This window comes from Aeromonas sp. 25-248 (assembly GCF_053005425.1).
In genome coordinates, this window is sequence record NZ_JBRKTB010000004.1 from 188,840 (window position 1) to 213,239 (window position 24,400).

General features: G+C 65.2%; 20 protein-coding genes. 9 read left to right on the plus strand and 11 right to left on the minus strand.

Annotated features, from left to right (window positions below; translation table 11 throughout):
* Positions 1 to 46: 46 nt before the first annotated feature.
* Positions 47 to 1,447, minus strand: coding sequence for an asparagine--tRNA ligase (gene asnS, locus ACVDHI_RS08960; RefSeq protein WP_039039869.1), 1,401 nt, complete (start codon positions 1,445 to 1,447; stop codon positions 47 to 49).
* 240 nt (positions 1,448 to 1,687) lie between these two features.
* Here asnS and ACVDHI_RS08965 point away from each other — a divergent pair, with 240 nt between their 5' ends.
* Positions 1,688 to 1,990: a hypothetical protein gene (locus ACVDHI_RS08965; protein WP_010674063.1), complete on the plus strand. Its 303-nt coding sequence runs from the start codon at positions 1,688 to 1,690 to the stop codon at positions 1,988 to 1,990.
* Here ACVDHI_RS08965 and ACVDHI_RS08970 read toward each other — a convergent pair.
* Both ACVDHI_RS08970 and bioA read right to left on the minus strand, forming a co-directional pair.
* Complete coding sequence (locus ACVDHI_RS08970) at positions 1,978 to 2,799, minus strand: HAMP domain-containing protein (protein ID WP_439831875.1); 822 nt, start codon at positions 2,797 to 2,799, stop codon at positions 1,978 to 1,980. The two genes, ACVDHI_RS08965 and ACVDHI_RS08970, sit on opposite strands and share 13 nt — an antisense overlap.
* A 135-nt stretch (positions 2,800 to 2,934) precedes the next feature.
* Complete coding sequence (gene bioA / locus ACVDHI_RS08975) at positions 2,935 to 4,209, minus strand: adenosylmethionine--8-amino-7-oxononanoate transaminase (RefSeq protein WP_010674065.1); 1,275 nt, start codon at positions 4,207 to 4,209, stop codon at positions 2,935 to 2,937.
* A 193-nt stretch (positions 4,210 to 4,402) separates the two neighbouring features.
* Here bioA and bioB point away from each other — a divergent pair, with 193 nt between their 5' ends.
* The 5 genes from bioB (at position 4,403) to htpX (ending at position 9,252) form a co-directional block, all read left to right on the plus strand.
* Positions 4,403 to 5,491, plus strand: coding sequence for a biotin synthase BioB (bioB, locus tag ACVDHI_RS08980; RefSeq protein ID WP_362777805.1), 1,089 nt, complete (start codon positions 4,403 to 4,405; stop codon positions 5,489 to 5,491).
* Positions 5,488 to 6,684 (plus strand): 8-amino-7-oxononanoate synthase, encoded by a 1,197-nt coding sequence (gene bioF, locus ACVDHI_RS08985; protein ID WP_201925016.1) that lies wholly within the window; start codon positions 5,488 to 5,490, stop codon positions 6,682 to 6,684. Before bioB ends, bioF begins: the two co-directional genes overlap by 4 nt.
* The gene (gene bioC, locus ACVDHI_RS08990; RefSeq protein ID WP_041212694.1) at positions 6,674 to 7,477 is read left to right on the plus strand and encodes a malonyl-ACP O-methyltransferase BioC; all 804 of its coding nucleotides are present in this window, start codon (positions 6,674 to 6,676) and stop codon (positions 7,475 to 7,477) included. The genes bioF and bioC overlap by 11 nt, the downstream gene beginning before the upstream one ends.
* Positions 7,478 to 7,585: 108 nt before the next feature.
* Positions 7,586 to 8,266, plus strand: coding sequence for a dethiobiotin synthase (gene bioD, locus ACVDHI_RS08995; RefSeq protein WP_048207283.1), 681 nt, complete (start codon positions 7,586 to 7,588; stop codon positions 8,264 to 8,266).
* A 113-nt stretch (positions 8,267 to 8,379) separates the two neighbouring features.
* A complete protein-coding gene (htpX, locus tag ACVDHI_RS09000; RefSeq protein ID WP_010674070.1) occupies positions 8,380 to 9,252 on the plus strand; it encodes a protease HtpX in 873 nt (290 codons plus the stop codon).
* Between the two features lie 80 nt (positions 9,253 to 9,332).
* Here the strand turns inward: htpX and ACVDHI_RS09005 are convergent, their stop codons facing one another.
* Positions 9,333 to 11,135: an MOSC N-terminal beta barrel domain-containing protein gene (locus ACVDHI_RS09005; RefSeq protein ID WP_447212001.1), complete on the minus strand. Its 1,803-nt coding sequence runs from the start codon at positions 11,133 to 11,135 to the stop codon at positions 9,333 to 9,335.
* A 350-nt stretch (positions 11,136 to 11,485) separates the two neighbouring features.
* Between ACVDHI_RS09005 and ACVDHI_RS09010 the strand changes: the two genes are divergently transcribed.
* Positions 11,486 to 13,132: an NAD(P)-binding protein gene (locus tag ACVDHI_RS09010; RefSeq protein WP_447212002.1), complete on the plus strand. Its 1,647-nt coding sequence runs from the start codon at positions 11,486 to 11,488 to the stop codon at positions 13,130 to 13,132.
* On the plus strand, positions 13,129 to 16,704 hold the full coding sequence (gene nifJ / locus ACVDHI_RS09015) for a pyruvate:ferredoxin (flavodoxin) oxidoreductase (RefSeq protein WP_447212003.1): 3,576 nt from the start codon (positions 13,129 to 13,131) through the stop codon (positions 16,702 to 16,704). The genes ACVDHI_RS09010 and nifJ overlap by 4 nt, the downstream gene beginning before the upstream one ends.
* A gap of 162 nt (positions 16,705 to 16,866) precedes the next feature.
* On the opposite strand, the gene ACVDHI_RS09020 is transcribed toward nifJ, so the two are convergent.
* The 6 genes from ACVDHI_RS09020 to ACVDHI_RS09045 all read right to left on the minus strand — a co-directional run bounded on the left by ACVDHI_RS09020 (position 16,867) and on the right by ACVDHI_RS09045 (position 22,155).
* On the minus strand, positions 16,867 to 17,082 hold the full coding sequence (locus ACVDHI_RS09020; protein WP_005313020.1) for a YdcH family protein: 216 nt from the start codon (positions 17,080 to 17,082) through the stop codon (positions 16,867 to 16,869).
* Between the two features lie 276 nt (positions 17,083 to 17,358).
* Positions 17,359 to 17,949 carry a hypothetical protein gene (locus ACVDHI_RS09025; RefSeq protein WP_039039859.1) on the minus strand — a complete coding sequence of 197 codons (591 nt, stop codon included), beginning with the start codon at positions 17,947 to 17,949 and terminating at the stop codon, positions 17,359 to 17,361.
* A gap of 11 nt (positions 17,950 to 17,960) precedes the next feature.
* Positions 17,961 to 19,307, minus strand: coding sequence for an MATE family efflux transporter (locus ACVDHI_RS09030; RefSeq protein WP_447212004.1), 1,347 nt, complete (start codon positions 19,305 to 19,307; stop codon positions 17,961 to 17,963).
* Between the two features lie 122 nt (positions 19,308 to 19,429).
* Positions 19,430 to 21,253, minus strand: a complete 1,824-nt coding sequence (locus tag ACVDHI_RS09035) for a SulP family inorganic anion transporter (RefSeq protein WP_039039857.1) — start codon at positions 21,251 to 21,253, stop codon at positions 19,430 to 19,432.
* Between the two features lie 70 nt (positions 21,254 to 21,323).
* On the minus strand, positions 21,324 to 21,908 hold the full coding sequence (locus ACVDHI_RS09040; protein WP_219596756.1) for a nucleotidyltransferase family protein: 585 nt from the start codon (positions 21,906 to 21,908) through the stop codon (positions 21,324 to 21,326).
* Positions 21,898 to 22,155 carry a GNAT family N-acetyltransferase gene (locus tag ACVDHI_RS09045; protein WP_041215550.1) on the minus strand — a complete coding sequence of 86 codons (258 nt, stop codon included), beginning with the start codon at positions 22,153 to 22,155 and terminating at the stop codon, positions 21,898 to 21,900. Before ACVDHI_RS09045 ends, ACVDHI_RS09040 begins: the two co-directional genes overlap by 11 nt.
* 154 nt (positions 22,156 to 22,309) lie before the next feature.
* On the opposite strand from ACVDHI_RS09045, the gene cysM reads away from it, so the two are divergent.
* Complete coding sequence (cysM, locus tag ACVDHI_RS09050) at positions 22,310 to 23,200, plus strand: cysteine synthase CysM (protein ID WP_053288625.1); 891 nt, start codon at positions 22,310 to 22,312, stop codon at positions 23,198 to 23,200.
* Between the two features lie 15 nt (positions 23,201 to 23,215).
* Here cysM and ACVDHI_RS09055 read toward each other — a convergent pair whose 3' ends face one another.
* Positions 23,216 to 24,400 carry an iron-containing alcohol dehydrogenase gene (locus tag ACVDHI_RS09055; protein ID WP_324045048.1) on the minus strand — a complete coding sequence of 395 codons (1,185 nt, stop codon included), beginning with the start codon at positions 24,398 to 24,400 and terminating at the stop codon, positions 23,216 to 23,218.

Consider the following 24,400-nt stretch of genomic DNA (forward strand, 5'->3'; position numbering starts at 1 on the left):
CGACCCCGGGGGTCGGCTTTTGCACGGTGCGAGTGGGCGGGTCGCCTTAGAACTCGGCAGTGCGGGGAGTACGGGGGAAGGGGATCACGTCGCGCACGTTGCCCATGCCGGTCACGTAGACCACCAGGCGCTCGAAGCCCAGACCGAAGCCGGAGTGGGGCACGGTGCCGTAGCGACGCAGATCGCGGTACCACCAGTAGTCTTCCTTGTTCAGACCCATCTCGGCCAGACGGGCATCCAGCACCTCGAGACGCTCTTCACGCTGGGAGCCGCCGATGATCTCGCCGATCCCCGGGGCCAGTACGTCCATGGCGGCAACGGTCTTGCCGTCGTCGTTGAGGCGCATGTAGAAGGCCTTGATGTCCTTCGGGTAGTTCTTCACCACCACCGGGGACTTGAAATGCTCCTCGGCCAGGTAGCGCTCGTGCTCGGAGGAGAGATCGATGCCCCAGGAGACCGGGAACTCGAAGCTCTTGCCGCAGTTTTGCAGCACGTCGATGGCGTCGGTGTAGTCAATCTGGGCGAAGTCGGAGGCGACGAAGCGCTCCAGACGGCCGATGGCGTCCTTGTCCACGTGCTGGGCGAAGAACTCCAGATCGTCGCGGCGCTCGGTCAGCACGGCGTTGAAGACGTACTTCAGCATGGCTTCGGCCAGGGCGGCGTTGTCTTCCAGATCGGCGAAGGCCACTTCCGGCTCCACCATCCAGAACTCGGCCAGGTGGCGGCTGGTGTTGGAGTTTTCGGCGCGGAAGGTCGGGCCGAAGGTGTAGACCTTGGACAGGGCGCAGGCGTAGGTTTCGACGTTCAGCTGGCCGGACACGGTCAGGAAGGTCTCCTTGCCGAAGAAGTCTTTGTCGTAGTCCACCTTGCCTTCGGGGGTGCGCGGCAGGTTTTCCATGTCCAGGGTGGAGACGCGGAACATCTCGCCGGCCCCTTCGGTGTCGGAGGCGGTGATGAGGGGCGCCGCGATCCAGAGGTAGCCCTGTTCGTGGAAGAAGCGGTGAATGGCCTGGGAGAGGCAGTTGCGCACCCGGGTCACGGCACCGACGATGTTGGTGCGGGCACGCAGGTGGCCCTGCTCGCGCAGGTACTCGATGCTGTGGCGCTTGGCAGACATGGGGTAGGTGTCCGGATCTTCGACCCAGCCCACCACCTTGACCTCGGTGGCCTGCAGTTCGAACGCCTGGCCGCTGCCCTGGGACTCGACCACGGTGCCGGTCACTTCGACGGAGCAAGCTGTGGTCAGACGTTGCACTTCATTCTCGTAATTGGCCAGGGTATTGGGGGCGACGGCCTGCACCGGATGGAAGCAGGAGCCATCGGAAACGGCCAAAAATGAGATCCCCGCCTTGGAATCGCGGCGGGTCCGGATCCACCCTTTCACAGTCAGGGTGGTGCCGACCGAATACTTACCGGCCAGCACATCAACTACGGATGCGTGCGTCATCGAAATATTGTCTCCAGCTTGTTCTTGCAGCGCTATTTGCAACACTAGGGGTCTGGCCCGGGCGCAGTTGGCCCACCATGGCAGACTAAGCCGTTCATCTTACCCGCGCAGGTTTGATAAACAAGCAAAAATGTCGGACCCTTGCGGGGATTTCCCCATGCATCGTGCATGGATCATGGCGGCTGGACGGGGGTGAGGGTGAAGGAGCGCAGGCGGGGGCCGGATGGCTGGATACGGGTGTTGCAGGGGCTGGTGATCCTCTGCTGGGGCGGCTTTGTCGCCCTGCTCTCCCTCTATCACTTCGCCCGGCCAGAGGTGGCTTACGGCTTTCTGGTCTATGGGGGCGTCAAGGTGCGCCAGAGCTGGGACCCCCTGCTCACCCCCTGGCTGGAGCGCGGGCTCTGGGGTTGCTGCCTGCTGACCCTGGTGGTGCTGGTGCTGGCCCGTGGCCGCAGCCGTCGGCAGGAAGATGCCCGCCACGTCAATCTCTTCATCCTGCTGCTGATCCTGGTGGCCTGCCTGCTGCTTTACTACCGGGGCTGAGGGCCGTCGCCGTCATCCTTCCCCTGAGAGGCGGGGCGTTTGCCTATCTGGCGCTCCACGCTGTCGAGCATCTGGTTGTAGGCGAGCGCCACCCGGCCAATCTCGTCCCCTTCATCCCCCTCCAGCCTGTGGCCGAAGTCGTTGCGATCGGTGGCCTCCTCCATGGAGCGGGTCAGCTGGTTGAGGGGGCGGACTATCCAGGTGCGGATGACCCAGAGGGTGAGCAGGAGTCCCAGCCCGAAGATGAGGGTGAGACTCAGGGCCGAGGTGAGGATGTTCTGCTCCACCCGGGTAAACAGGGTGTCGAGGGAGTAGTCAAAACGCACCGCCCCCAGCACGGTGTTTTCCGGCACCTGGTGGCAGCTGGTGCAGTCGGTACCGCGAAAATCCTTTCTGGCCAGCAGCGGGCGGGTCACCACCAGCCGGCTGTGCATGCCCTCATGCTCTACCTCCAGGCTCCCCTTGCCCGCCAGCGCCAGGGCATCAAACCTGTCCTTCGGGGCCTCGTCGTCACGGCCCGGCCCGTACTGCTTGTTGACCGCCGCCCCGCGCACGATGCGGGCATCTTCCACGTGGGCGTGATCGAGAAACTTGGCGCGCAGGGTGTCGCGGGCGTCCATCTTGCCAGTCAGCATCAGCATGTTGAGGCCGTCGAAGTAGGCCTCGGTCTGCTCGCGGCTCTGTTCCTTGATGAGGGTCAGGATGAGGTCACGCTCGCGCACCGCCTGATAGGCCGCGGAAAACACCAACACCATGGAGAAGATGAAGAGCAGGAAGAAGTTGATCTTGGCAGCAATGGAGAGGCGCATGGGACTGGTACATCTGTTGGGTAAAACCCGCGCAGTCTACTCTCCTCGCCGGACGGGTTTTGGTGTCTTGCTCACATTCTGATGAAAAAGCGCCAAAAGGCCCTGCGTTCTCATGCAGGGCCCGTTCATCCGGACTCAATATTCGCCGATGGTGATGGCCTCGTGGATGGCGCCGGTCAATACCCGCAGCTCTTCAGGGGTGATGACGAAGGGAGGCATCAGGTAGATGAGCTTGCCAAAGGGACGGATCCAGGCGCCCAGCTCCACGAACTTGCGCTGGATGCGCGCCACGTCCACCCGCTCCTTCATCTCCACCACCCCGATGGCGCCGAGCACCCGCACATCCGCCACCGCCGGGTGCAGGGTCAGCTCCACCAGTTCGGTTTTGAGTTGGTGTTCGATGGCTTGCACCCGCGCCTGCCACGGGGAGGCGAGCAGCAACTCGATGGAGGCGTTGGCCACCGCGCAGGCGAGCGGGTTGCCCATGAAGGTAGGGCCGTGCATGAAGACGCCCGCCTTGCCGTCACACACAGTACGAGCCACATGCTCGGTCGTGAGCGTGGCCGACAGCGTCAGATAGCCACCGGTGAGCGCCTTGCCCAGACACATGATGTCGGGGCTGATCCCCGCCCAGTCGCAGGCAAAGAGCTGGCCTGTGCGGCCAAAGCCGGTGGCGATTTCATCTGCTATGAGCAGCACGCCGAACTCGTCGCACAGGGCGCGCACCCACTGCAGGTAGCGGGGGTGGTAGAAGCGCATGCCGCCCGCCCCCTGGACGATGGGTTCGAGCACGATGGCGGCAATTTCCTCGTGATGATCCGCCACCAGGGTGGCCAGCTCCACCACGCTCTGCTCGTCCCACTGGGCGTGGAAGCGGCAGCTTGGCGCTTCGACGAAATGGTGTTCGGGCAGGAAGCCCTGGTAGAGCTCGTGCATGCCGCCATCCGGGTCGCACACGCTCATGGCGCCGAAGGTGTCGCCGTGATAGCCGCCCCGAAGGGCAACGAATTTGGCGCGGGGCGTCCCTTTGGCATGCCAGTACTGCTGGGCCATCTTGAGGGCCACCTCCACCGCCACCGAGCCGGAATCCGCCAGAAAGACCCGATCCAGCCCCTTCGGGGTGATTTCCACCAGTTTGCGGCAGAGCTCGACCGCCGGGGCATGGGTCAGGCCGCCAAACATCACGTGGGACATCTTGCCGAGCTGGGCGGTGGCGGCCGCGTCCAGTTCCGGCACCTGATAGCCGTGAACGCAGGCCCACCAGGAGCTCATGCCATCCACCAGCTCGCGCCCGTCCGTCAGGGTGAGGGTCACCCCTTTGGCGCTGGCCACTTCATAGCAGGGCAGGGGATGGGTGAGGGAGGTATAGGGGTGCCAGACGTGGTGCAGGTCGAATTCTTGATTGGTCATTTTATGTTCTGTTGTCAATTGATTTGATCTGGTCGGTGTTGACAGTCTACGCGTGCTCTCTACACTAGCCAACAATTTCAGCCACTTGGCTTCGCACACGCCCTGGCGTCGCGCTGTCCAGCTGGCGGGTCTTGCGGCGAACGCTCTCTTGAGCGCGGCGCAGGATCCCACCAATAACAACCGGAAGCCATGTATGAATGCTCTCACCACGGGTGCCCACGCCCTTCGTCACGACTGGACCCTGTCCGAGGTTCAGGATCTCTTTGCCCTGCCATTCAACGATCTGCTGTTCCAGGCCCAGACGGTGCACCGCGCCCATTTCGACCCGAACGAGGTGCAGGTAAGCACCCTGCTCTCCATCAAGACCGGGGCCTGCCCGGAAGATTGCAAATATTGTCCCCAGAGCGCTCGCTACCACACCGGGCTCGAGACCGAGCGGCTGATGGAGGTGGAAAAAGTGCTGGAGCGGGCCCGGGAGGCCAAGGCCAACGGCTCGTCCCGCTTCTGTATGGGGGCGGCCTGGCGCAACCCGAAAGAGAAGGACATGCCCTACATCCTGCGCATGATTGAAGAGGTGCGCGGGCTCGGCATGGAGACCTGCATGACGCTCGGGATGCTGACCGCCGATCAGGCGGCGCGTCTCGGGGCTGCGGGGCTCGATTACTACAACCACAACCTCGACACCTCGCCGGAGTTCTACGGCGACATCATCACCACCCGCACCTATCAGGACAGGCTCGACACCCTGGAGCATGTGCGCGGTGCCGGCATGAAGGTCTGCTCCGGCGGCATCGTCGGCATGGGGGAGCAGGCGAAAGACCGTGCGGGCCTCCTGATGGCGCTCGCCAATCTGCCGCGCCACCCGGAGAGCGTGCCCATCAACATGCTGGTCAAGGTGAAGGGGACGCCCCTGGAGAACCAGGAGAACCTGGACCCGTTCGAATTTATCCGCACCATCGCCGTGGCGCGCATCATGATGCCGGCCTCCCACGTGCGCCTCTCCGCCGGGCGGGAGAAGATGAACGAGCAGATGCAGGCCATGTGTTTTATGGCCGGGGCCAACTCCATCTTCTACGGCTGCAAGCTGCTGACCACCCCCAATCCGGACGAGAACAGCGACATGCAGCTCTTCAAGCGCCTTGGCATTCGCCCCGCCCAGCGGGCCCAGAAGCCGGATCAGGTTCAAGAGGAGGAGCTGCTGGCCGAGGTGAACCGCCAGAGCGAGCCGAGCGAACTCTTCTACGATGCCACCCGTTCCCGCGCAGATGTCCTCCGTCCATGATGACGCCCGTTGTTACCGGCCCCTTTGCCCTGGGGGAGGCGCTGGCCGAGCGTGAACAGGCCACCCTGCTGCGCCGACGCACCCCGGTGGATGTGGCGAGCGGCGGGCGGATCCGGGTCGGGGGGCGTGATTACCTCAACGTCTCTGGCAACGACTACCTGGGCCTTGCGGGTCACCCCGCCATCAAGGCCGCCTTCACGGCGGGGGTGGCGCAATATGGCGCAGGGGCAGGTGCCTCGCCCCTGGTGACTGGTTACAGCCGCGCTCACCAGCAGCTGGAAGAGACGCTTGCCGACTGGCTCGGGGTGGAGGCGGTACTGCTGTTCAACTGCGGCTTCTCCGCCAATCAGGCGGTGCTCAAGGCCCTGCTCGGCAAGGATCACCTGCTGTGGCAGGACAAGCTCAACCACGCCTCCTTGCAGGAGATGGGGAGCCAGCTCCCCTGCAAGATGAAGCGCTTTTGCCACAACGACATGGCGGCCCTTGAGCGGCTGCTTGAGCCAAACCGGGGCCTGATCGTCTCGGAAGGGGTCTTCAGCATGGACGGGGATCAGGCCCCCTGGGCTGAGCTGGCCACACTCGCATCCCGAAGCGGCAACTGGCTGATGATTGACGATGCCCACGGCCTCGGCGTGCTGGGTGCCGAGGGGCGCGGCACCCTGGCGGCCCAGGGGGTTGCTCCTGCCAGCGTGCACATCCAGATGGGGACCTTCGGCAAGGCGCTCGGGGTGGCCGGCGCCTTTGTGGGGGGCAGTCGCGAGCTGGTGGAGTACCTGGTCAATTTTGCCCGCCACTATGTCTACAGCACCCATATGCCCCCCGCCCAGGCGTGCGCCGTGCGCCAGAGCATCGAGCTGGTACGCGTAGCCGACGAGGCCCGTGCCCATCTGGCTCGCCTTGTCGCCCGGTTCCGGCAGGGGGCGCAGGCGCTCGGCTGGCGGCTTGGGGCAAGCGATACCCCCATCCAGCCGCTGCTGGTGGGGGAGAGCGTCGCTGCCCTGCAACTGGCCGAGCGCCTGCGGGAGTGCGGTGTCTGGGCCGGCGCCATCCGCCCACCCACGGTGCCGCTCGGCACGGCGCGCCTTCGCATCACCCTGTGCGCCGCCCATGGCGAAGATGACGTGGATCGCCTGCTCGAGGCTCTGGGACCCCGCCCATCCACCGACGAGAGAGGGGGCGCCCATGGTGCATGAGCGTTTCCAGTCGGTGGACAAGGCACAGCTCGCCCGCCGCTTCGGGGCGGCGGCCCGCCACTACGACGCCCACGCCCGCTTCCAGCAGGAGGTGGGGCAGTCGCTGCTGGCGCGCATGGACGAGGGGGGCGTGAAAGAGGTGCGCTCAGGGGCCGGGCTGGATCTGGGCTGCGGTACCGGTTTCTTCCTGCCTGCCCTGGCGCCTCGCTGCGAGACGCTGACCGGGCTGGATCTCGCTCCCGGCATGCTGGCCCAGGCGGCCCTTCGCGGCAGCGGAGCCCGCCTGGTGTGCGGCGATGCGGAGGGGCTGCCCTTTGCCGACCAGAGTCTGGACTGGGTCTTCTCCAGCCTGGCCCTGCAGTGGTGCGAGCGGCCGGCCCAGGCCTTTGCCGAGCTCAACCGGGTGCTCAAACCCGGTGGCCAGGTCTTCTTCTCGACCCTTCTTTCGGGGTCACTGTGGCAATTGCGGGAGGCCTGGCGGGCCGTGGATGGTCGTGACCATGTCAATCGCTTCCTGACGTTGCCTCAGTTGCAGCAGGCGGCCCGTGACGGGGGCTTCGAGGCCCCGGCACTCTGCCCGCTGACCTGGTCCCTCGCCTACCCGGCGCTCAGCGGACTGCTGCGCGACCTCAAGGGGATAGGCGCGAGCCAGGTCAACGACGAGCGGTCTGCGGGCCTGGGTCATCGCCAGCGCCTGGTGCGACTGGGGGAGGCCTACGAGCGCCACCGTCAACCGGACGGCCTGCTGGCCGCCAGCTACGAGGTCTGCCTCGGGCGCCTGGTGCGGCGCTGACACAAAAAGACCCGGCGCACCCACCCCTTCAGCGGCAGGACGCGCGCCTGCCTTTCACCATGGATATCGGGGCGCCTCTGCGCCCCTGCACTGCATCGAGGAATCATCATGGGGACATCCTATTTCATCACGGGCACGGACACCGACGTGGGCAAGACCCTGGTGGCCCGCACCCTGTTGCTGGCGCTTGCCGCCAGAGGCATTCGCTGCGCCGGGTACAAACCGGTGTCGGCGGGCTGCACCCGCACCCCGGAGGGGCTGCGCAATCTGGATGCCTTGCTGTTGCAGCAGGCGGCCACGGTTGCGCTGCCCTACGAGCAGGTCAATCCCTATGCCTTCGAGCCGCCCATCGCCCCCCATATCGCCGCCCGTGAGCGGGGGGTGAGCATCCCCTTCGAGGATCTCTCCGCCGGCTTGCGGGAGATTGAGGGAGCTGGGGCCGATCTCGTCATTGTCGAGGGGGCGGGGGGCTGGTTCCTGCCGCTGGATCATCAGCGTCTGCTCTCGGAGTGGGTCGCCCAGGAGCGGCTGCCGGTGATCCTGGTGGTGGGGGCCAGGCTGGGCTGCCTCAACCATGCCCTGCTCACCGTCAGCGCCATTCGCCAGCAGGGGTTGACCCTGGCGGGCTGGGTCATCAACCGGGTGGATCCGCACATGAGCCGCTACGAGGAGAACCTGGACACCTTGAAAGCCATGTTGCCGGCCCCATTTCTGGGGGAGCTCCCCTTCGTGGACGCGGTGAATGAGGTGGATTTGCACCACTGTCTCGATGTGTCGCCCTTGCTCTGAGGCCAGACATTCAGCAAACATTCATCGAGTCTGTCTATTATCTGGGGCAAGTGTGGCATCGGTCGCCCCTGGGGCGCCCCGAACCATGCATCCATATCTCACAAGGAGTCAATATGAAGCGAATTATGCTATTCCTGGTGACCAACCTGGCCGTCATGCTGGTGCTGGGGGTGGTACTCAATATCCTGTTCTCGGTTCTGGGGATCAACAAGTCCAGCATTTCCGGTCTGTTGGTGTTCTGTGCCGTGTTCGGTTTTGGGGGTTCCTTTATCTCCTTGCTGATGTCCAAGTGGATGGCCAAGCGCAGCTATGGCGTCCAGGTCATCGAGCAGCCCCGCAACGAGACCGAGCACTGGCTGGTGAGCACTGTTGCCCGTCAGGCCCGTGAGGCTGGCATCAAGATGCCGGAAGTGGGGATCTACGACTCCCCCGAGATGAACGCCTTTGCCACCGGTGCCCGCCGTGACGACTCCCTCGTCGCCGTCTCCTCCGGTCTGCTCTACAGCATGAGCCGCGACGAGGCGGAAGCCGTGCTGGCCCACGAGGTGAGCCACGTGGCCAACGGCGACATGGTGACCCTGACCCTGATCCAGGGGGTGGTGAACACCTTCGTGATGTTCTTCGCTCGCATCGTGGCCGGCGTTATCAGCAACTTCTTCAGCTCCAACAACGAGGAAGAGAGCAGCAGCACCGGCGGTTTCGCCTACATGATCACCGTGTTCGTGCTGGAGATGGTGTTCGGCGTGCTCGCCTCCATCATCGTCATGTGGTTCAGCCGTCAGCGCGAGTTCCGTGCCGACGCCGGTGCTGCCAAGCTGGCCGGCCGCGACAAGATGATTGCCGCGCTCCAGCGTCTCGCCCGCGGTGCCGAGCCGCAGATGGAGGGTTCCATGATGGCGTTCGGCATCAACGGCAAGCGCTCCATGAGCGAGCTGTTCATGAGCCACCCGCCCATCGAGCAGCGCATCGCCGCCCTGCGTGGCTGATAGCCAGTCATCTAAAGAAAACGGCTGCCCTCGGGCAGCCGTTTTGCATTCCGGGGACGGGGTTTTGCCCCCCGATCACCCTATTTGATCACCAGATCCGTCAGGGGCACGGCGCAGCAGGTGAGGATCTTGCCCTCGGCACGCTCGGCGGCGCTGATGGCGGGGGCATCGGGGTGATCCACCTCGCCCGAGACCAGGGTCTGCTTGCAACTGCCGCAGATGCCGGCACGGCAGCTCCAGGGCAGCTCTACCCCCTGCTTGTTGGCCTGATCCAGCACGGTGCCCTGGTTGTTGCCCGCAAACTCCCGCTCGCCGATACGCAGTTGCACCGCCTGATGGGGGCGGGCCACCGAGAGCAGGGCCCCGCCAAAGCTCTCCTGGCGGATGCGCCCGGCCGGTACGCCGAGGGCGGTCAGCCGGTTGGCTGCATCGGCCATGAAGCCGTGGGGGCCGCAGATGAACACCTCCCGCTTCTGCAAATCCCGGATCCGGCCCAGATGATCGTCATTCAGACGGCCGCTGAGTCCCTGCCAGTGTTTGTCAGGCTGGCTCAGGATCAGGGTGAGGGTCATTCCCTGCTGCGCCATGGCGTGCAGCTCGCTGGCGGCAGGAATATCCGCCTCGCTGCGACACAGGTGCATGAAGTGGACGTCACCGAGCTCCCCCCGTAGTGCCAGAGTGCGGGCAATGGAGAGCATGGGGGTGACACCGGATCCCGCCGAGAGCAGCAGCAGCCTGCGCTCGGACCCTAAGTGAAACTCGCCGGCCGGGGGGGCGGCCAGCAGGTGATCGCCCACGCGCAGCTCATGGTGCAGCCAGGGGGAGAGGCGGCCATCGGCCAGCTTCTTGACGCTGATGCTGTAACGCTCGGGCCGCTCCGGCGTGGAGCTCAGGGTGTAGCGGCGTTGAACCCGTGTGTTTTTGATATCGAGGCTGATGGGCAGGTGCTGGCCAGGCAGGTAGTCGGGCAGGGGCTCGCCGTCGGCGGCCTCGAACCAGAAGGTTTCCAGATCCCGGGCCAGGGGTTCCCGGGCGACGCACACCAGCTCCCGCTTTTTCGGGGCCGCGTTGGGGTAGACCGGCGCCCGGGCCCGCTCCAGCACCTCGATCTCGCTGCCCGCCTCAATCCACCCCTCGTTCAGGGCCACCAGATTCTGGCCGAAATAGACCTCACCATCTTCGCCACGGCGGTAGCGGGTGAGGGTGGCCAGCGGCTCTTTCAGGGCATTGAAGCGCTCCGTGCCTGCCTCCACCGTGGTCATGATGCAGCGGCTGCACGGCTTGTCCACCCGAAACTCCACCTCGCCGATGCGGATCCGCTTCCAGCCATCCTCTTCGAAGGGGCGGGTGCCGCTCGCCACCAGGTTGGTACGAAACTGGCTCATCTGGTGCAAGGCATCGGATCTCAGGTTGAGATCCTCAAGGGAAGCCTGGCTGATGAGCAGCAAGGGGTAGCCGTCCGCAAAGCTCACCCGGGTGCCGGTCTTCTCCCGAAAACGATCGGATGCCTCCCCGAGCCAGAGCAGGCGCACCGGCTCCCTCGCCACCCGGCTCAGCCACTCATCGGCGTCGGGCCCGGTGTGCAGGGCGGTAAAGCGATCCCCCCAGACACCGGTGTGCTGAGGGGCGCGACTGAATGCCGCCTCCATGAGGGCAAGGGGGGGCAGACCCGGATAGCGCAGTTGCAGCCCCCCCTGGACGGGGGTGGCCACCACCTGCTGCAACTGGGGATGGGTGCGGGCGGTGATAAAGGTGCCATCCGGTTTGACCACCATGTAGCGGCGATCCCCGGCAAGTCCCTCCTGGGTCACCTGGGCGCGCTCCAGCGGCATGCCTGCCGTCGATTTGATGGGGTAGAGATGTATGCTGGCGAGGGTCGGCATGTCCTGGTCCTTGTGCTGTGGCGATTCCTGTGAAGAGGGGAAGATAACGATTCCTGCCCCGGGCGGCAATCTTCTCCTGCTGCCCATGTCGAGGGCGGCGAGGGGGCTCGGGCGACAGGCCCGAATGGCTGCGGGGTGTGACGGGGATCCGGTTGTGAAGGGGGCGACCCATAAAGCGCAACATTTATTGATCCTGATCCACCATGTCGTACAAAAAACGGCCCATCATCGGGCCAGCTTCCAGTTTCTGACGCTTTCGCTTCTTCCCTCTCCGGCCACCGTCTGCCCAGGCAAAACGGTATCAAGCGCATTCGGATGGGGCCTGTCACACAAAAAGAAGAAAGCAATGTATGAGCAAACAACTGGATATGACCCCACAGCCGGATCTCTCCCAGAAAACGGGAACAGGCCCGGTCCGCACCCGGCTGCCCGTCTGGCGGCCGGCCCTGCCACCTTGCAACCACGCCTGCCCGGCTGGCGAGAACATCCAGGCCTGGCTCGCCCTGGCCGAAGCAGGCCGCTTTGAGGCGGCCTGGCAGACTCTCATCGAAGAAAATCCCCTGCCTGCGGTCCACGGGCGGGTCTGCTATCACCCCTGCGAAACGGCCTGCAACCGTGCCCAGGTGGATGATGCCGTCTCCATCCACGCCATCGAGCGCTTCCTTGGCGACGAGGCGCTGGCCCGTGGCTGGCAGCCTGCGCCCCCCGCGCCCGCCAGCGGCAAGAAGGTGCTGGTCATTGGCGCCGGTCCCTCCGGCCTCTCCTGCGCCTGGCACCTCAATCGGCTCGGCCATCAGGTGGAGATCCGCGAGGCAGGGCCGCTGGCGGGCGGCATGCTGCGTTTCGGCATTCCCGCCTACCGCCTGCCTCGCGATGTGCTGGATCGGGAGGTGGCCCGCATCGTCGCGGCCGGTGTCACCCTTACCCTCAACCACAAGGTGGAGGATGTGCTCAAGGCGCGTGACGAGGGGGGCTTTGACGCCGTCTTCATGGCCATCGGTGCCCATCTGGCAAAGCGGGTCGATATTCCGGCCCGGGAGGCGGGCAAGATCCTCGATGCGGTGAGCTTCCTAGAACAGGCGAGTCTGGCCGAAGAGAAAGGACTGCCACCGCCAAAACTGGGACGGCGGGTGGCCATCTACGGCGGCGGCAACACCGCCATGGATGCGGCCCGTACCGCTCGTCGCCTCGGGGTCGAGGAGGCGATGATCATCTACCGCCGCGACCGGGACCATATGCCAGCCCACGCTTTTGAAGCCGATGAGGCCGAGGAGGAGGGGATCAAGATCAACTGGCTGCGCACTATCCGCCAGCTCGACAGTACCAACATCGAGGTGGAGGTGATGGCGCTGGATGCTGAGGGCAAGCCGGTGCCCACCGGCAAGTTTGAAACCCTCGAAGCGGACTCCCTCATTCTGGCGCTGGGTCAGGAGGTCGACCTCTCTGTGCTGGAGAGCATCCCCGGCGTGCGGGTCAACAAGGAGGGAGTAGTACAGGTTGGCGAGAACCTGATGACGGATGTGCCGGGCCTCTTTGCCGGTGGCGACATGGTGCCCTCCGAGCGCACCGTCACCATCGCCACCGGCCACGGCAAGAAGGCGGCGCGCCATATGGATGCCTGGCTGCGCGGTCGCCTCTACCACAAACCGCTCTCCTATTCATTGGTGGGGCCCGAGCAGTTGCAGCTCTGGTTCCAGACCCATGCGCCGGCCAGCAGCCAGCCGGTCAAACCGCCCTCGGCGCGGGACGACTTTGGCGAGATCATCGGCGGGCTGGAGGAGACGGCAGCCCGCTACGAGGCGGCGCGCTGCTACTCCTGCGGCAACTGCTTCGAGTGTGACGGCTGCTACGGCAGCTGCCCCGAGCAGGCCATCGCCAAGCTGGGGCCGGGTCTGGGGTATCAGGTGGATGCCGAGCGCTGCACCGGCTGCGGTGCCTGCCACGACCAGTGCCCTTGTCACGCCATCGAGCTTCGCCAACCGGAGGAGTCCCAATGAAACATGAATTGATCATGGTCGACGGCAACGAAGCCGCGGCCCGGGTGGCGTATCAGCTGAGCGAAGTGTGTGCCATCTACCCCATCACCCCGAGCTCGACCATGGCCGAACTGGCCGATGCCTGGGCGGCAGAAGGGCAGACCAACCTGTGGGGTAACATCCCCACCGTGGTAGAGATGCAGAGCGAAGGGGGGGCGGCTGGCACGGTACACGGCGCCCTGCAGGCAGGGGCGCTGGCCACCACCTTCACCGCCAGTCAGGGGCTGATGCTGATGCTGCCCAACATGTACAAGATCGCAGGCGAATTGACCTCGGCGGTATTCCATGTGGCGGCCCGATCCTTGGCGGCGCAGGGGCTGTCGATCTTTGGCGACCATCAGGATGTGATGGCGGCCCGCAGCACCGGCTTTGCCATGCTCGCCTCCGGCTCGGTGCAGGAGGCGCAGGACCTGGCCTTGGTCGCCCACAGCGTCACCTTGCAATGCCGGGTGCCCTTTATCCACTTCTTCGACGGATTCCGTACCTCCCACGAGGTGAACAAGATAGTCGCGCTGCATCGAGATGAAATTCGCGCCCTTATCAACAACGACTGGGTACGGGCCCACCGTGCCCGGGCGCTCAACCCGGATCATCCGGTGATGCGCGGCACCGCCCAGAACCCGGATACCTATTTCCAGTCCCGCGAAAGCGTCAACCCCTTCTACGAAGCGGTGCCGGCGCGGGTGCAGCAGTGCATGGACAGCCTCGGCGAGCTGACCGGCCGTCACTACCGGCTGGTGGAGTACCACGGCGCGCTCGATGCCACCGACGTCATTGTGCTGATGGGCTCGGGGGCGGCCACTGCCCGTACCACTGTAGATTGGCTCAACCAGCAGGATCGCAAAACCGGGGTGCTGGTCATTCGCCTCTATCGCCCCTTCCCGGTACAGGCGCTGCTCGATGCGCTGCCCGCGAGCGTGCGGCGCATGGCGGTGCTGGATCGCACCAAGGAGCCGGGGGCGGGCGGCGAGCCGCTGCTGCTGGATGTGCAGAGCGCCCTCATCGACGGTTTGCAGCGCGGCCTTATCAAGCGGCTGCCCTGGCTGAGCGGCGGTCGCTACGGCCTCTCTTCCAAGGAGTTCACCCCCGCCATGTGCGCGGCCGTGTTTGAGGAGCTGGCCTCCGATGCGCCGCGCCCCCGCTTTACGGTGGGGATTGTGGATGATGTGTCGGGCCTCAGTCTGGCCTGGCACCCCATCGGCGATCTCGAACCCCCTAGCCGGGTGCGGGCGCTCTTCTTCGGCCTCGGTGCCGATGGCACTGTGGGCGCCAACAAGAACAGCATCAAGATCATCGGCGAGCTGGAGGGCTTCCACGCTCAGGGCTACTTCGTCTACGACTCCAAGAAGTCGGGCTCGCGCACCGTCTCCCACCTGCGCTTTGGCCCCGAGCCCATCGATGCCCCCTGGCTTGTCGAGCAGGCGAGCTTTATCGGCTGCCACCAGTGGGACTTTGTCGAGTCAGTGGATCTGCTGGAGCATGCCGCCGAAGGGGCGACCCTGCTGCTCAATGCTCCCTATGAGCCTGAGCGGGTCTGGGGCGAGCTGCCCGAGCGGCTGCGCGCCCGCATCCGCGCCCTCGATATCCGGCTCTATTGCATCGACGGCGATCGGGTGGCCGAGCGCAACGGCATGGGCAATCGTATCAACACCATCATGCAGACCTGCTTCTTCGCCCTGGCTGGCATCTTGCCGCGGGATGAGGCGATTGCGCTGATCAAGGAGAGCATTGAGAAGAGCTATGCCCGCAAGGGGCCCGAGGTGGTCGAGCGCAACTTCGCGGCGGTGGACGACACTCTGGCTCATCTCCATCAGGTGGCCATCCCGGCCGGTGAGGAGCAGATCAGCGACTATCCGCTGCCACTGGCACCGGGTGGCAGCGAATTTGTCCAGCGGGTCACAGGCCCGATGCTGGCGGGGCGCGGCGATCGCATCCCGGTCTCCATGCTGCCGGTGGATGGCACTTACCCCACCGCCACCAGCCGCTTCGAGAAGCGGGATATCGCCCGCGAGATCCCCATCTGGCACTCCGATATCTGCATCCAGTGTGGCAACTGCGTCTTTGTTTGCCCCCATGGGGCGCTGCGGGCCAAGTTCTACCATCAGGACTGGCTGGCAACGGCCCCCGAGGCAGCGCAGTCGGTGCCCGTCACCGCCAGGGGTTTCCCCGACAGCCGCTACACATTGCAACTCTATCCGGAGGATTGCACCGGTTGTGGCCAGTGCGTGCAGGCTTGTCCGGTGCGGGCCGGGGCTGATGAGGAACACGAGGGCGAGCGCGCCATCGCCATGATGGACAAGGCCCCCCATCTGGCTGGTCAGAAACAGGCGCTGCGCTGGTTCGAGAGTCTGCCCTGGCCTGCTCGCGAGCGGGTGGATTTTTCCACCGTGCGCGGTACCCAGTTCCTCGAACCCCTGTTCGAGTTCTCCGGCGCCTGCGCCGGTTGTGGCGAGACCCCCTACCTCAAGCTGCTGACCCAGTTGTTTGGCGATCGCATGCTGGTGGCCAACGCCACCGGCTGCTCCTCCATCTACGGCGGCAACCTGCCGACCACCCCCTGGGCCAAAAACGGCGAAGGGAAGGGGCCGGCCTGGTCGAACTCCCTGTTTGAGGACAACGCCGAGTTTGGCTTTGGTTTTCGTCTCACTGCCGATCAGCATCACGGTCAGGCGGTGGCGGCTTTGCAGGCGATGAAGGGGGAGCTGGGCCCAGAGCTAGTCGAGTCGCTGATCAGCGCCCCCCAGCGGCTGGAATCGGAGATCCGCGCCCAGCGTACCCGGGTCGCGCAAGTGCGGGAGCGGCTGGAAGAGGTGAAATCCGGCAAGGCCCGCGAGCTGCTCTCCTTGATTGATCAGCTGGTGCGCCGCTCGGTCTGGATAGTGGGCGGCGATGGCTGGGCCTATGACATCGGCTCGGCGGGGCTCGACCATGTGCTCGCCTCCGGGCGCGACGTGAACGTGCTGGTGATGGATACCGAGGTCTACTCCAACACCGGCGGTCAGATGTCGAAATCGACGCCGCTCGGCGCCGTCGCCAAGTTCGCGGCGGGGGGCAAGACGCTGGCCAAGAAGGATGTGGCGCTGCAGGCCATCTCCTACGGCAACGTCTATGTGGCCCGCATCGCCTTTGGTGCCAACCCGCAGCAGGCGCTACAAGCGTTGCGTGAGGCCGAAGCCTATCCGGGCCCGTCCCTTATCATCGCCTACAGCCACTGCATCGCCCACGGCATCGACATGGAGCAGGGATTGGCCCAACAGAAGCGTGCGGTCGATTCGGGCCACTGGCCGCTGATGCGCTACAACCCGGTACTGCGCAGCGCCGGGCAGAACCCCTTCAGCCTCGACAGCCTGCGCCCCTCCATCCCCCTTGCCGAATATCGGCAGGAGGAGACCCGTTATCGGGTGCTGGCCCAGAGCCACCCGGAAGAGGCACAGCGGCTGATGCAGGTAGCGCAACAAGTGGCGTGGCAGAAGTGGGCCACCTACGAGGAGATGGCCACCCGCGAAGCCAGCCAGTTCCATCCGCCGGTGTGATCATGGGATGAAACAGGTAAGACAAAGCGGGCCATTGGCCCGCTTCGTTTTCCGGTGCCAAGGGAAGTGGCCGTTGCCGCGCCTCGTGAGCAGCCAACAAAAAGCCCGGCGTCGGGCCGGGCTGGCAGGATAAGTTGCTTATCCAGGTATTCGTCGAGGCGTCTAGTGTGGATGTTGTTTGAGGATGTCGTATATCTCCTCTTTCAGTTTAAGTTTCTGTTTTTTCAGATCCTTCACCTCGGAGCTGTAGTCGCTGGCGTGGTGTTTCTCCAGCTTTCTGATCTCCGCATCCAGGTCGTTGTGCAAGTCAAACTTCTTCTGGAAATGGACATCACTGCTCTTCAGTTTCGAGATGAGATCTCTGTACTCCGGAAACATGTAATGAAGCCTCCTTGTTGTCGTTTGATTGTGCCTGCAAGACCAAAGTACCCCTTACTGCCGGGGAGAAACGTGATCCCGATCCAATTCGGGGCCACGGATTTGCTGCATGGGAAGGGCGATTTTTAACTGTTTGAATTACAAGATGATTGCCTGCTGACCCTGGGGCAGCAGAGGAAAGAAGCGGGATCCGCTTCACATTCGGGAGAGGGGGTCTGCAACGGGGCGGGCAACAGAAAGGGGCGCGAGGCCCCTGACTGGAAACGGGTGAGCCGTTTACTCTTTTTTCTTTTTCTTCTCGGGCAGGGGCTTGCCGTCTCTGGCAATCACCTTGCCTGCCTCGAAACCGATCTGCGCCGCCAGCTCTTCCAGATCCGGCGCCTTGGCCTCGTTGCCGATGGCGTACTGGTAGTTGGCGATGGAGATCTTCTCCGCCACCGGTGTGCCCGGCACGATGGGTTCGCGCCAGCCCTGACCGATGTGGGCCACCAGGGTGCCGTTCATGATGAGCTCGCCGACGATCTCCTGGGTGGGGATGCCCTTGCCGTAGGTGAGGCCCTGCGGGTGCTTCTTGCCGACCAGGGGCTCTTGGCTTGCGGGCATCAGCTTGGTGCGGATCAGCCACTTGGGCGATTTGGTCTTGCCCACCGCCTTGCCGGTCTGGTACTCGTTGATCTTGATGGTCTTGATCATCTGGGCCGTGAACTCCTTGGTCAGGGCCTTCTGGGCTTCGCTGGTCTCGTCGATGACGATGGGGGCCACATACCAGGTCTGGGGAGCCTGCGCCTTGGGGGTCGCCGGGGCGGTTTGCGCCATGGCGAGCGGGCTGAGCAGGATGGCCGTCAACAAGAGTCCGATTTTCTTCATGGTGATTCCGCTTATGTTTCGACAAGAATTTTGTTTTGCCAGCGACGACTGCGCCAGCGCCAGAACATGGCCAGACCGCGCACCCACTCGTCGCAGGCGAGGGCCAGCCAGATGCCTACCAGGCCATAGCCCTGCATGATACCAAGGAAATAGGCCAGGGGAACGGCAATGCCCCACATGGAGACGAGCGCCATGTAGAGCGGGAAACGGGCATCCCCGGTGGCGCGCAGGGCGTTGATCACCACCAGATTGAAGGTGCGACCGGGTTCGAGGATGAGGCTGATGAGGAAGAGCTGCGCCACCTGGGTGATGATGTCGGCGTCGTCGGTGAACAGGCTGATGATGGCGCGGCCGTTGAGGGCGGCGGCGATGGCGATGGCGGCGGTGACGATGAGGCCGAGTTTCAGGCTCTTCATCAGTTGGCGATAGGCTTGATCGAAGCGTCGGGCCCCCGCCAGGTGGCCGATGATGATCTCGTTGCCAAGGCCGATGGAGAGGCCGAACAGCAGGATGAACAGGCAGATCTGGAAGAAGTAGGACTGGGTCGCCAGCGCCTTGTCGCCGAGCAGGCCGACGAAGGCGGTCACCACCATGAACTGCAGCATCCAGGAGAGGTTCTCCCCCGCCGCTGGCAGCCCGATGTGCAGCACCTTGTCCAGTATGGCGCGGCTTGGGCGGACGATCTCGGGCAGACGCAGCCGGATGCCGGTCTTGCGCGCCACCAGCCATACCAGCAGCACCACCCCGACGATGCGCCCGGCCACCGTGCTGATGGCGACCCCGGCGACCCCGAGCTGGGGCAGGCCGAACCAGCCATAGAGCAGCAGCAGGTTGCCGACGAAGGTGATGAGGTTGACGATGAGGGTCACGTACATGGCCTGGCGGGTGTGGCCGTGGGCACGCAGGGTGGCGGCCAGACAGAGGGCCGCCGCCTCCGGCAGCAGGCAAAGCCCGATGATCTGCAGGTAGAGGCTGCCATCGCTCATCAGGTGGGCAGGCAGGTTCATCAGCGCCAGCATGGTGCTGGCCCCCGCCATGACGCCGACCGCGGCCACCAGTCCCACCAGCAGGTTGAAGCCGATGGCGGTGTGGATGACGACGCGGGCTTTTTCCTTGTCTCCCGCCCCCAGATACTGGGTGATCACCACGCTGGTGCCGATGCTGACGAAGCTGAACAGGGTGATGGCGAGATCGAAGACCTGGTTGCCCACCGCGAGGGCCGCCACCCCCTGATAGGAGACGTGGCCCACCATGAAGGTGTTGAGGGCCCCGGTCAGAAAGTGAAGGGCCAGATCGATGAACAGTGGCCAGGTCAGGGCGAAGAGGGAGCCCGGGCCCGCGTGGGATTGAGTCTGCATGGGATATCCAGGTGCTGGCGATGGCCCTCGTCAGGGCCAACTGGAGGGGCATTTAACACCAAGCGGGGGCGGGGTGCAATCCTGGTCGCAGGAGGAGGGGGCCTGTGACCAGGGGATGTGTCTCAGACCGGCGTGGCGCCGGCCTCCTGCTCGCTGGGGCGGGTGAGGCGCGCCGAGTCGGGCAGGTCGTCATCGTGCGGCCAGCGGGTGAGCAGGGCATCCGTGGTGCTCTCCACCCCCTCGTCGTCCCGGAACACCGGCTCCCGGTAGCAGCGGGTCATGCGCAGGGCCTGGTACATGTCGGGGCAGAGGATGATGCCATCCTCGCCGACCCGGATCCCCGCCTGCTTGAACCACTGGCTCATCTGGCCGTGACGACCGGCCATCACCATGTGGATGCCGCGCCGCTTGAGCTCCTTGTGCAGCTCTCCCACCATGCTCATCACGCTGATGTCCTGATGGGTGAAACAGGCCACCGCATCCACCACCAGACACCTGGGATTGTGGGGATCCTGCACCAGCAGTGCCAGTACCCGCCGCTTGAAGTAGGGGGCGTTGAAGTAGGTGAGCGGGGAGTTGAAGCGGTAGACCAGGATGCCGGGAATCGCCTTGGCCTGCTCGTTGTCCCCCAGGGTGCGCACCACGCCCTCGTCGTCCATGCCGAGCAGCTGGTCGGTGGGGCGCATCACGTTGCGCAGGAACTGGAACAGCCCCAGCAGGACAGCGAGGGTGATGCCCGGAATGACCCCCATGGTGAGCACGCTGACAAAGGTCACCAGGGCGAGCCAGAAGGCGGCGCGATCCGAGTCGCGCAGGGCCCAGAGGCCGCGAAAATCCGTGAGCGACAGGGAGGCCATCACCAGCACCACGCCGAGGGCGGCGGTGGGAATGTATTGCAGCGGCGCCGTCAGGTAGAAGGTGACCAGGGCGATGACGGCGGCGGCGATGATGGAGACCAGCTGGCTCTTGCCGCCGTTGGCGTCGTTCACCGCGGTGCGCGAATCCGCCCCGCTGATGGCAAACCCCTGGGAGGCGGCGGCGGCCAGGTTCGCCATGCCCAGCGCCCTAAACTCCTTGTCCGCATCAATCTCGTAGCCATTCTTGGCGGCGAAGCTGCGGGCGGTGAGCATCATGGAGACGAAGCTCACCATGGCGAGGTTGAGGGCGGGCAGCACCAGCTCACGGATAAGCCCGGGGGGAAAGTCCGGCATCTGGAAGGCGGGCAGCCCCGAGCCGATGGTCCCCAGGGTGGCGATGTCGACGCGGCCGAGATTGAACAGCCACACCAGGGCCGCCGTCACCACCATGGCCACCATGGAGGAGGGCCAGGCCGGTCTGTAGCGCTTGGCCAGCAGCAGGGTGAGCAGGGCCGTCAGGCTCATGGCCAGGGTGGGCAGATGGGTCTGGGTAATGTAGCTGGTGCCGTTCAGGATCCGCTCTATCAGGTAGCGCTCGCTGAAGGTGAAGCCGAAGATCTTGGAGAGCTGGCCCACCATGATGGTGATGGCCACCCCGTTGAGCAGCCCCATCAGGATGGGGCGGGAGAGAAAGTCTGCCAGCACCCCCAGCTTGAAGCGGCTGGCGATGAGGCACCAGAAGCCGGTCATGGCGGTCATGGTCATCACCAGTTGCCAGTGACGGGTGGGATCCCCGGCGGCGAGCGGCGTTACCACGGCGGCGATCACCGCGCAGGTGGCGGCATCCGGACCGACGATGAGCTGACGGGAGGTGCCAAAGAGGGCATACACCACCATGGGCAGGATGCAGGAGTAGAGGCCGACGATGGCGCCCACCCCGGCGAGCTCCGAATAGGCGATGGCCACGGGCAGGGCCACGGCCGCGACCGAGAGGCCAGCGCGAAGATCCGGCATCAGCCAGGCCCGCTGGTATTGCAGCAAGGCGGCGAGCCCCGGCAGCCAGCGCTCGAGAGAGAAGAAGTCGCGCATTATTTAACCCATTGAGTTACAAACATCTTTTTCTTAGTGTGCCCAAGGTCGTCGGCCCTTTGCAATCCGCTCATGGCCAGTTCACCACAAGGTCAGGCCAGATGCGTTGCCACTCCTTGGCCCTGACCCGTTCGCTAAAGATACGGCTCTCCTGGCGGCAGCGCGGATTGGGGCTCACCACCAGGGACCAGTTGGGGGCAAAGCCGTAGGGGGCCAGCCACTCGAACCCGTCATCTGCCAACAGGCGGACCCCGATGCAGGTGGGTATCTCCACCCAGTGGCTGAGGGCCGACAGCGAGCTGGCAAAAGGAGGCACCTGCTGGCGCAGATGCATGCGTGCCTGGTTGCGCACCTCCCACTGCTGGCCCGGCATCCTGGCGGCGAGCCAGGCTTCGTGATCGGCCTCCTTCAATCCAGTCGGATCAGCGCTGTCCAGATAGATAAGATCGATGTCGTTGAGCGGGGTGGGCTCGGCCTTGTGATGGAGGTGATCCCAGATGAGGTTGCGCACAAACCCCGCCCCCAGGGCCCAGTCGGGCAGAGCCAGCTCCCGCGCAGCCCGGAGGCAATCCATGCGCGGGTGATCAGCCCGCAGCAGGGCCTCGGTGCAGGCCCGCAGGTGCGCCTCCCGCAGCGGCCCGGCTTCAACCGGCATTGCGGCGCAACCAGACGTCGATGTAGCTGCAGCTCGGCACTATGGTGAGCCCCTCAGAGAGGGTCCAGTCGTAGAAGCGGCGGGCCAGCTTGTCGGCGATTCCCTGTCCGCGCAGCTCGGGGGGAACCTGGGTGCTGTAGGCGTCCACCGTGGTGGCGTCCAGCCGGCGATAGGCAAGGCGGGAGATCTTGCCGTCCACGGTGCAGACAAACTGCTGCTGATCGGCCTGGTGAAGGATGTCGCTCATCGGGAGTCCTCTCTGGGTGAATGGGAAGATCAGAACATGGCGGACAGGGTTTGCCAACGCCATTCTTTGCGCCCATGGCGGGCTCGCTTACACTGGCCGGCCTGCGAATGGTCGCAAGGCAAGGTATAGAACATTGAGAGAGGATGGATCCGTCATGGCCTTCGCCACCCTGGACGATCTGATAGGCAACACCCCGCTGCTGGCGCTGCGCCGCATCAATCCGCACCCCGGCGTCACCCTGCTGGCGAAGCTGGAGGGCAACAACCCCGCCGGCTCCGTCAAGGACAGGGCGGCGCTGAACCTCATCAGGCAGGCAGAGGCGAGTGGTCACTTAGCGCCAGGAGCCCGGCTCATCGAGGCCACCTCCGGCAATACCGGCATCGCGCTGGCCATGGTGGCGGCGTCCCGGGGTTACCGGATGCGACTCATCATGCCGAGCAACATGAGCCAGGAGCGGCGCGACGCCATGCAGGCCTACGGCGCCGAGCTGGTGCTGGTGGAAGAGGGCATGGAAGCGGCGCGAGACCTCGCCCTGGCCATGCAGGCGCGGGGGGAGGGGCTGGTGCTCGATCAGTTCAACAACCCCGCCAACCCGGATGCCCACTACCGCTCCACCGGCCCCGAGATCTGGCGCCAGAGCGGCGGGGCGGTCACTCACTTCGTCTCGGCCATGGGCACCACGGGCACCATCATGGGGGTCTCCCGCTACCTCAAGGAGCAGAACCCGGCGGTGGCTGTGATCGGCCTGCAACCGGCCGAGGGGAGCCAGATCCCCGGCATTCGCCGCTGGCCCGAGGCCTACCGGCCCGCCATCTTCGAGCCTGCGCGGGTCGATGGGGTGCTGGATGTGACGCTCGACGAGTCCCTCGTCATGATGCGCCGCCTGGCACGGGAGGAGGGGATCTGCTGTGGTGTCAGCTCGGGTGGCGCCGTGGCCGGGGCCTTGCGGGTGGCGGCGGAGATCGGGCAGGGGGTGGTGGTGGCGATCATCTGCGATCGGGGGGATCGCTATCTCTCCACCGGGGTCTTCACCCCCGATGTCTGACGGGCAAGGGGCCTGCTACTCCCAGGCCCGCTCCAGCAGGGCCAGCAACTGTTCCCTGTCCGCATCCTTGCGGTTGTAGAGCAGGGCGCCGTCGTTGATGGCGAGATCCCGGATCCCGGGCAGCAGCGCCTTGTCGGTGAGGCCCGCCTCCCGCAGGGTGCGGGGCAGCTTGACCGCCTGCCACAAGGTATCGCGCAGCGCCTGCAGCGCCTCAATGGCGGCCTGGGCCCGCGCGGCGGCCGGGGTTGCGGCAAAGCGCTCGGCCCCCACCAGCGGCAGCAGCAGGCGGGCCAGCTCGGGGTCGATGCCGGGCCGGTTGTAGTCGAGCACGGTGGGCAGGAAGAGGTTCATACAGAGGCCATGGGGCAGGTGGCAGCGCGCCCCCAGACTGTGGCCGAGGGCGTGCACCAGCCCCACCATGGAGTTGGAAAACGCCATGCCCGCCAGGGTGGAGCCCTCCGCCAGTTGCAGCCGCAGGCCCTTGTCCGTCGGGTGGGCCAGCACCCTGGGCAGGGCGGTGGCAATCTTCTCCACCGCCATCAGGGCCAGGGCGTCACTGACCGGGTTCTTGCCGTTGCCGATGAAGGCCTCGATGGCGTGGGTCATGGCATCCATGGCGGTGGCGGCGGTGATGGGCAGCGGCAGCCCCAGGGTGAAGCGGGGATCCAGCACCGCCAGCCGGGGCAGCAGGAAGGGGGAGGTGAAGGGCACCTTGCGCCCGCTCCCTTCATCCTTGATCACCGCCACCAGGGTCACTTCGGAGCCGGTCCCCGCCGTGGTGGGGACCACCGCCAGGGGGTTGAGGGGACGGGTCAGGCAATCCGCTCCTGCATAATCGAGCAGCCGCTCGCCCCCCAGGGTCGCCAGTATGTTCACCGCCTTGGCGGTGTCGATGACGGAGCCGCCGCCAAGGGCCAGCAGGCTGTCACAGCCCAGCTCCCGGTAGTGGCGTGCGATCCGCTCCACCACGGCGGTGGAGGAGTCCGCCGGGATCTCGTCCCAGATGGCGGCGACCGGCAAGGCCCCTTCGGCCATCACATGGGCCAGCAGGGTGGCGAGCCCGCTGCCGCTGACCCCCTTGTCGGTGAGCAGCAGCGGGCGGCCAGCTCCCAATCCCCTCAAGGCATCCGGCAACTGTTCCAGTGCCTGCTCCCCCGCCATCAGCTTGACCGGGCAGAAAAAATCGTAATAACGGCTCAT

Bases quoted from the DNA above. Each gene is read 5' to 3' on its own strand.
- asnS (WP_039039869.1), bottom strand. From the start codon at position 1,447: ATGACGCACGCATCCGTAGTTGATGTGCTGGCCGGTAAGTATTCGGTC.
- ACVDHI_RS08970 (WP_439831875.1), bottom strand. From the start codon at position 2,799: ATGCGCCTCTCCATTGCTGCCAAGATCAACTTCTTCCTGCTCTTCATC.
- bioA (WP_010674065.1), bottom strand. From the start codon at position 4,209: ATGACCAATCAAGAATTCGACCTGCACCACGTCTGGCACCCCTATACC.
- bioB (WP_362777805.1), top strand. From the start codon at position 4,403: ATGAATGCTCTCACCACGGGTGCCCACGCCCTTCGTCACGACTGGACC.
- bioF (WP_201925016.1), top strand. From the start codon at position 5,488: ATGATGACGCCCGTTGTTACCGGCCCCTTTGCCCTGGGGGAGGCGCTG.
- bioC (WP_041212694.1), top strand. From the start codon at position 6,674: ATGGTGCATGAGCGTTTCCAGTCGGTGGACAAGGCACAGCTCGCCCGC.
- bioD (WP_048207283.1), top strand. From the start codon at position 7,586: ATGGGGACATCCTATTTCATCACGGGCACGGACACCGACGTGGGCAAG.
- htpX (WP_010674070.1), top strand. From the start codon at position 8,380: ATGAAGCGAATTATGCTATTCCTGGTGACCAACCTGGCCGTCATGCTG.
- ACVDHI_RS09005 (WP_447212001.1), bottom strand. From the start codon at position 11,135: ATGCCGACCCTCGCCAGCATACATCTCTACCCCATCAAATCGACGGCA.
- ACVDHI_RS09010 (WP_447212002.1), top strand. From the start codon at position 11,486: ATGAGCAAACAACTGGATATGACCCCACAGCCGGATCTCTCCCAGAAA.
- nifJ (WP_447212003.1), top strand. From the start codon at position 13,129: ATGAAACATGAATTGATCATGGTCGACGGCAACGAAGCCGCGGCCCGG.
- ACVDHI_RS09020 (WP_005313020.1), bottom strand. From the start codon at position 17,082: ATGTTTCCGGAGTACAGAGATCTCATCTCGAAACTGAAGAGCAGTGAT.
- ACVDHI_RS09025 (WP_039039859.1), bottom strand. From the start codon at position 17,949: ATGAAGAAAATCGGACTCTTGTTGACGGCCATCCTGCTCAGCCCGCTC.
- ACVDHI_RS09030 (WP_447212004.1), bottom strand. From the start codon at position 19,307: ATGCAGACTCAATCCCACGCGGGCCCGGGCTCCCTCTTCGCCCTGACC.
- ACVDHI_RS09035 (WP_039039857.1), bottom strand. From the start codon at position 21,253: ATGCGCGACTTCTTCTCTCTCGAGCGCTGGCTGCCGGGGCTCGCCGCC.
- ACVDHI_RS09040 (WP_219596756.1), bottom strand. From the start codon at position 21,908: ATGCCGGTTGAAGCCGGGCCGCTGCGGGAGGCGCACCTGCGGGCCTGC.
- ACVDHI_RS09045 (WP_041215550.1), bottom strand. From the start codon at position 22,155: ATGAGCGACATCCTTCACCAGGCCGATCAGCAGCAGTTTGTCTGCACC.
- cysM (WP_053288625.1), top strand. From the start codon at position 22,310: ATGGCCTTCGCCACCCTGGACGATCTGATAGGCAACACCCCGCTGCTG.
- ACVDHI_RS09055 (WP_324045048.1), bottom strand. From the start codon at position 24,400: ATGAGCCGTTATTACGATTTTTTCTGCCCGGTCAAGCTGATGGCGGGG.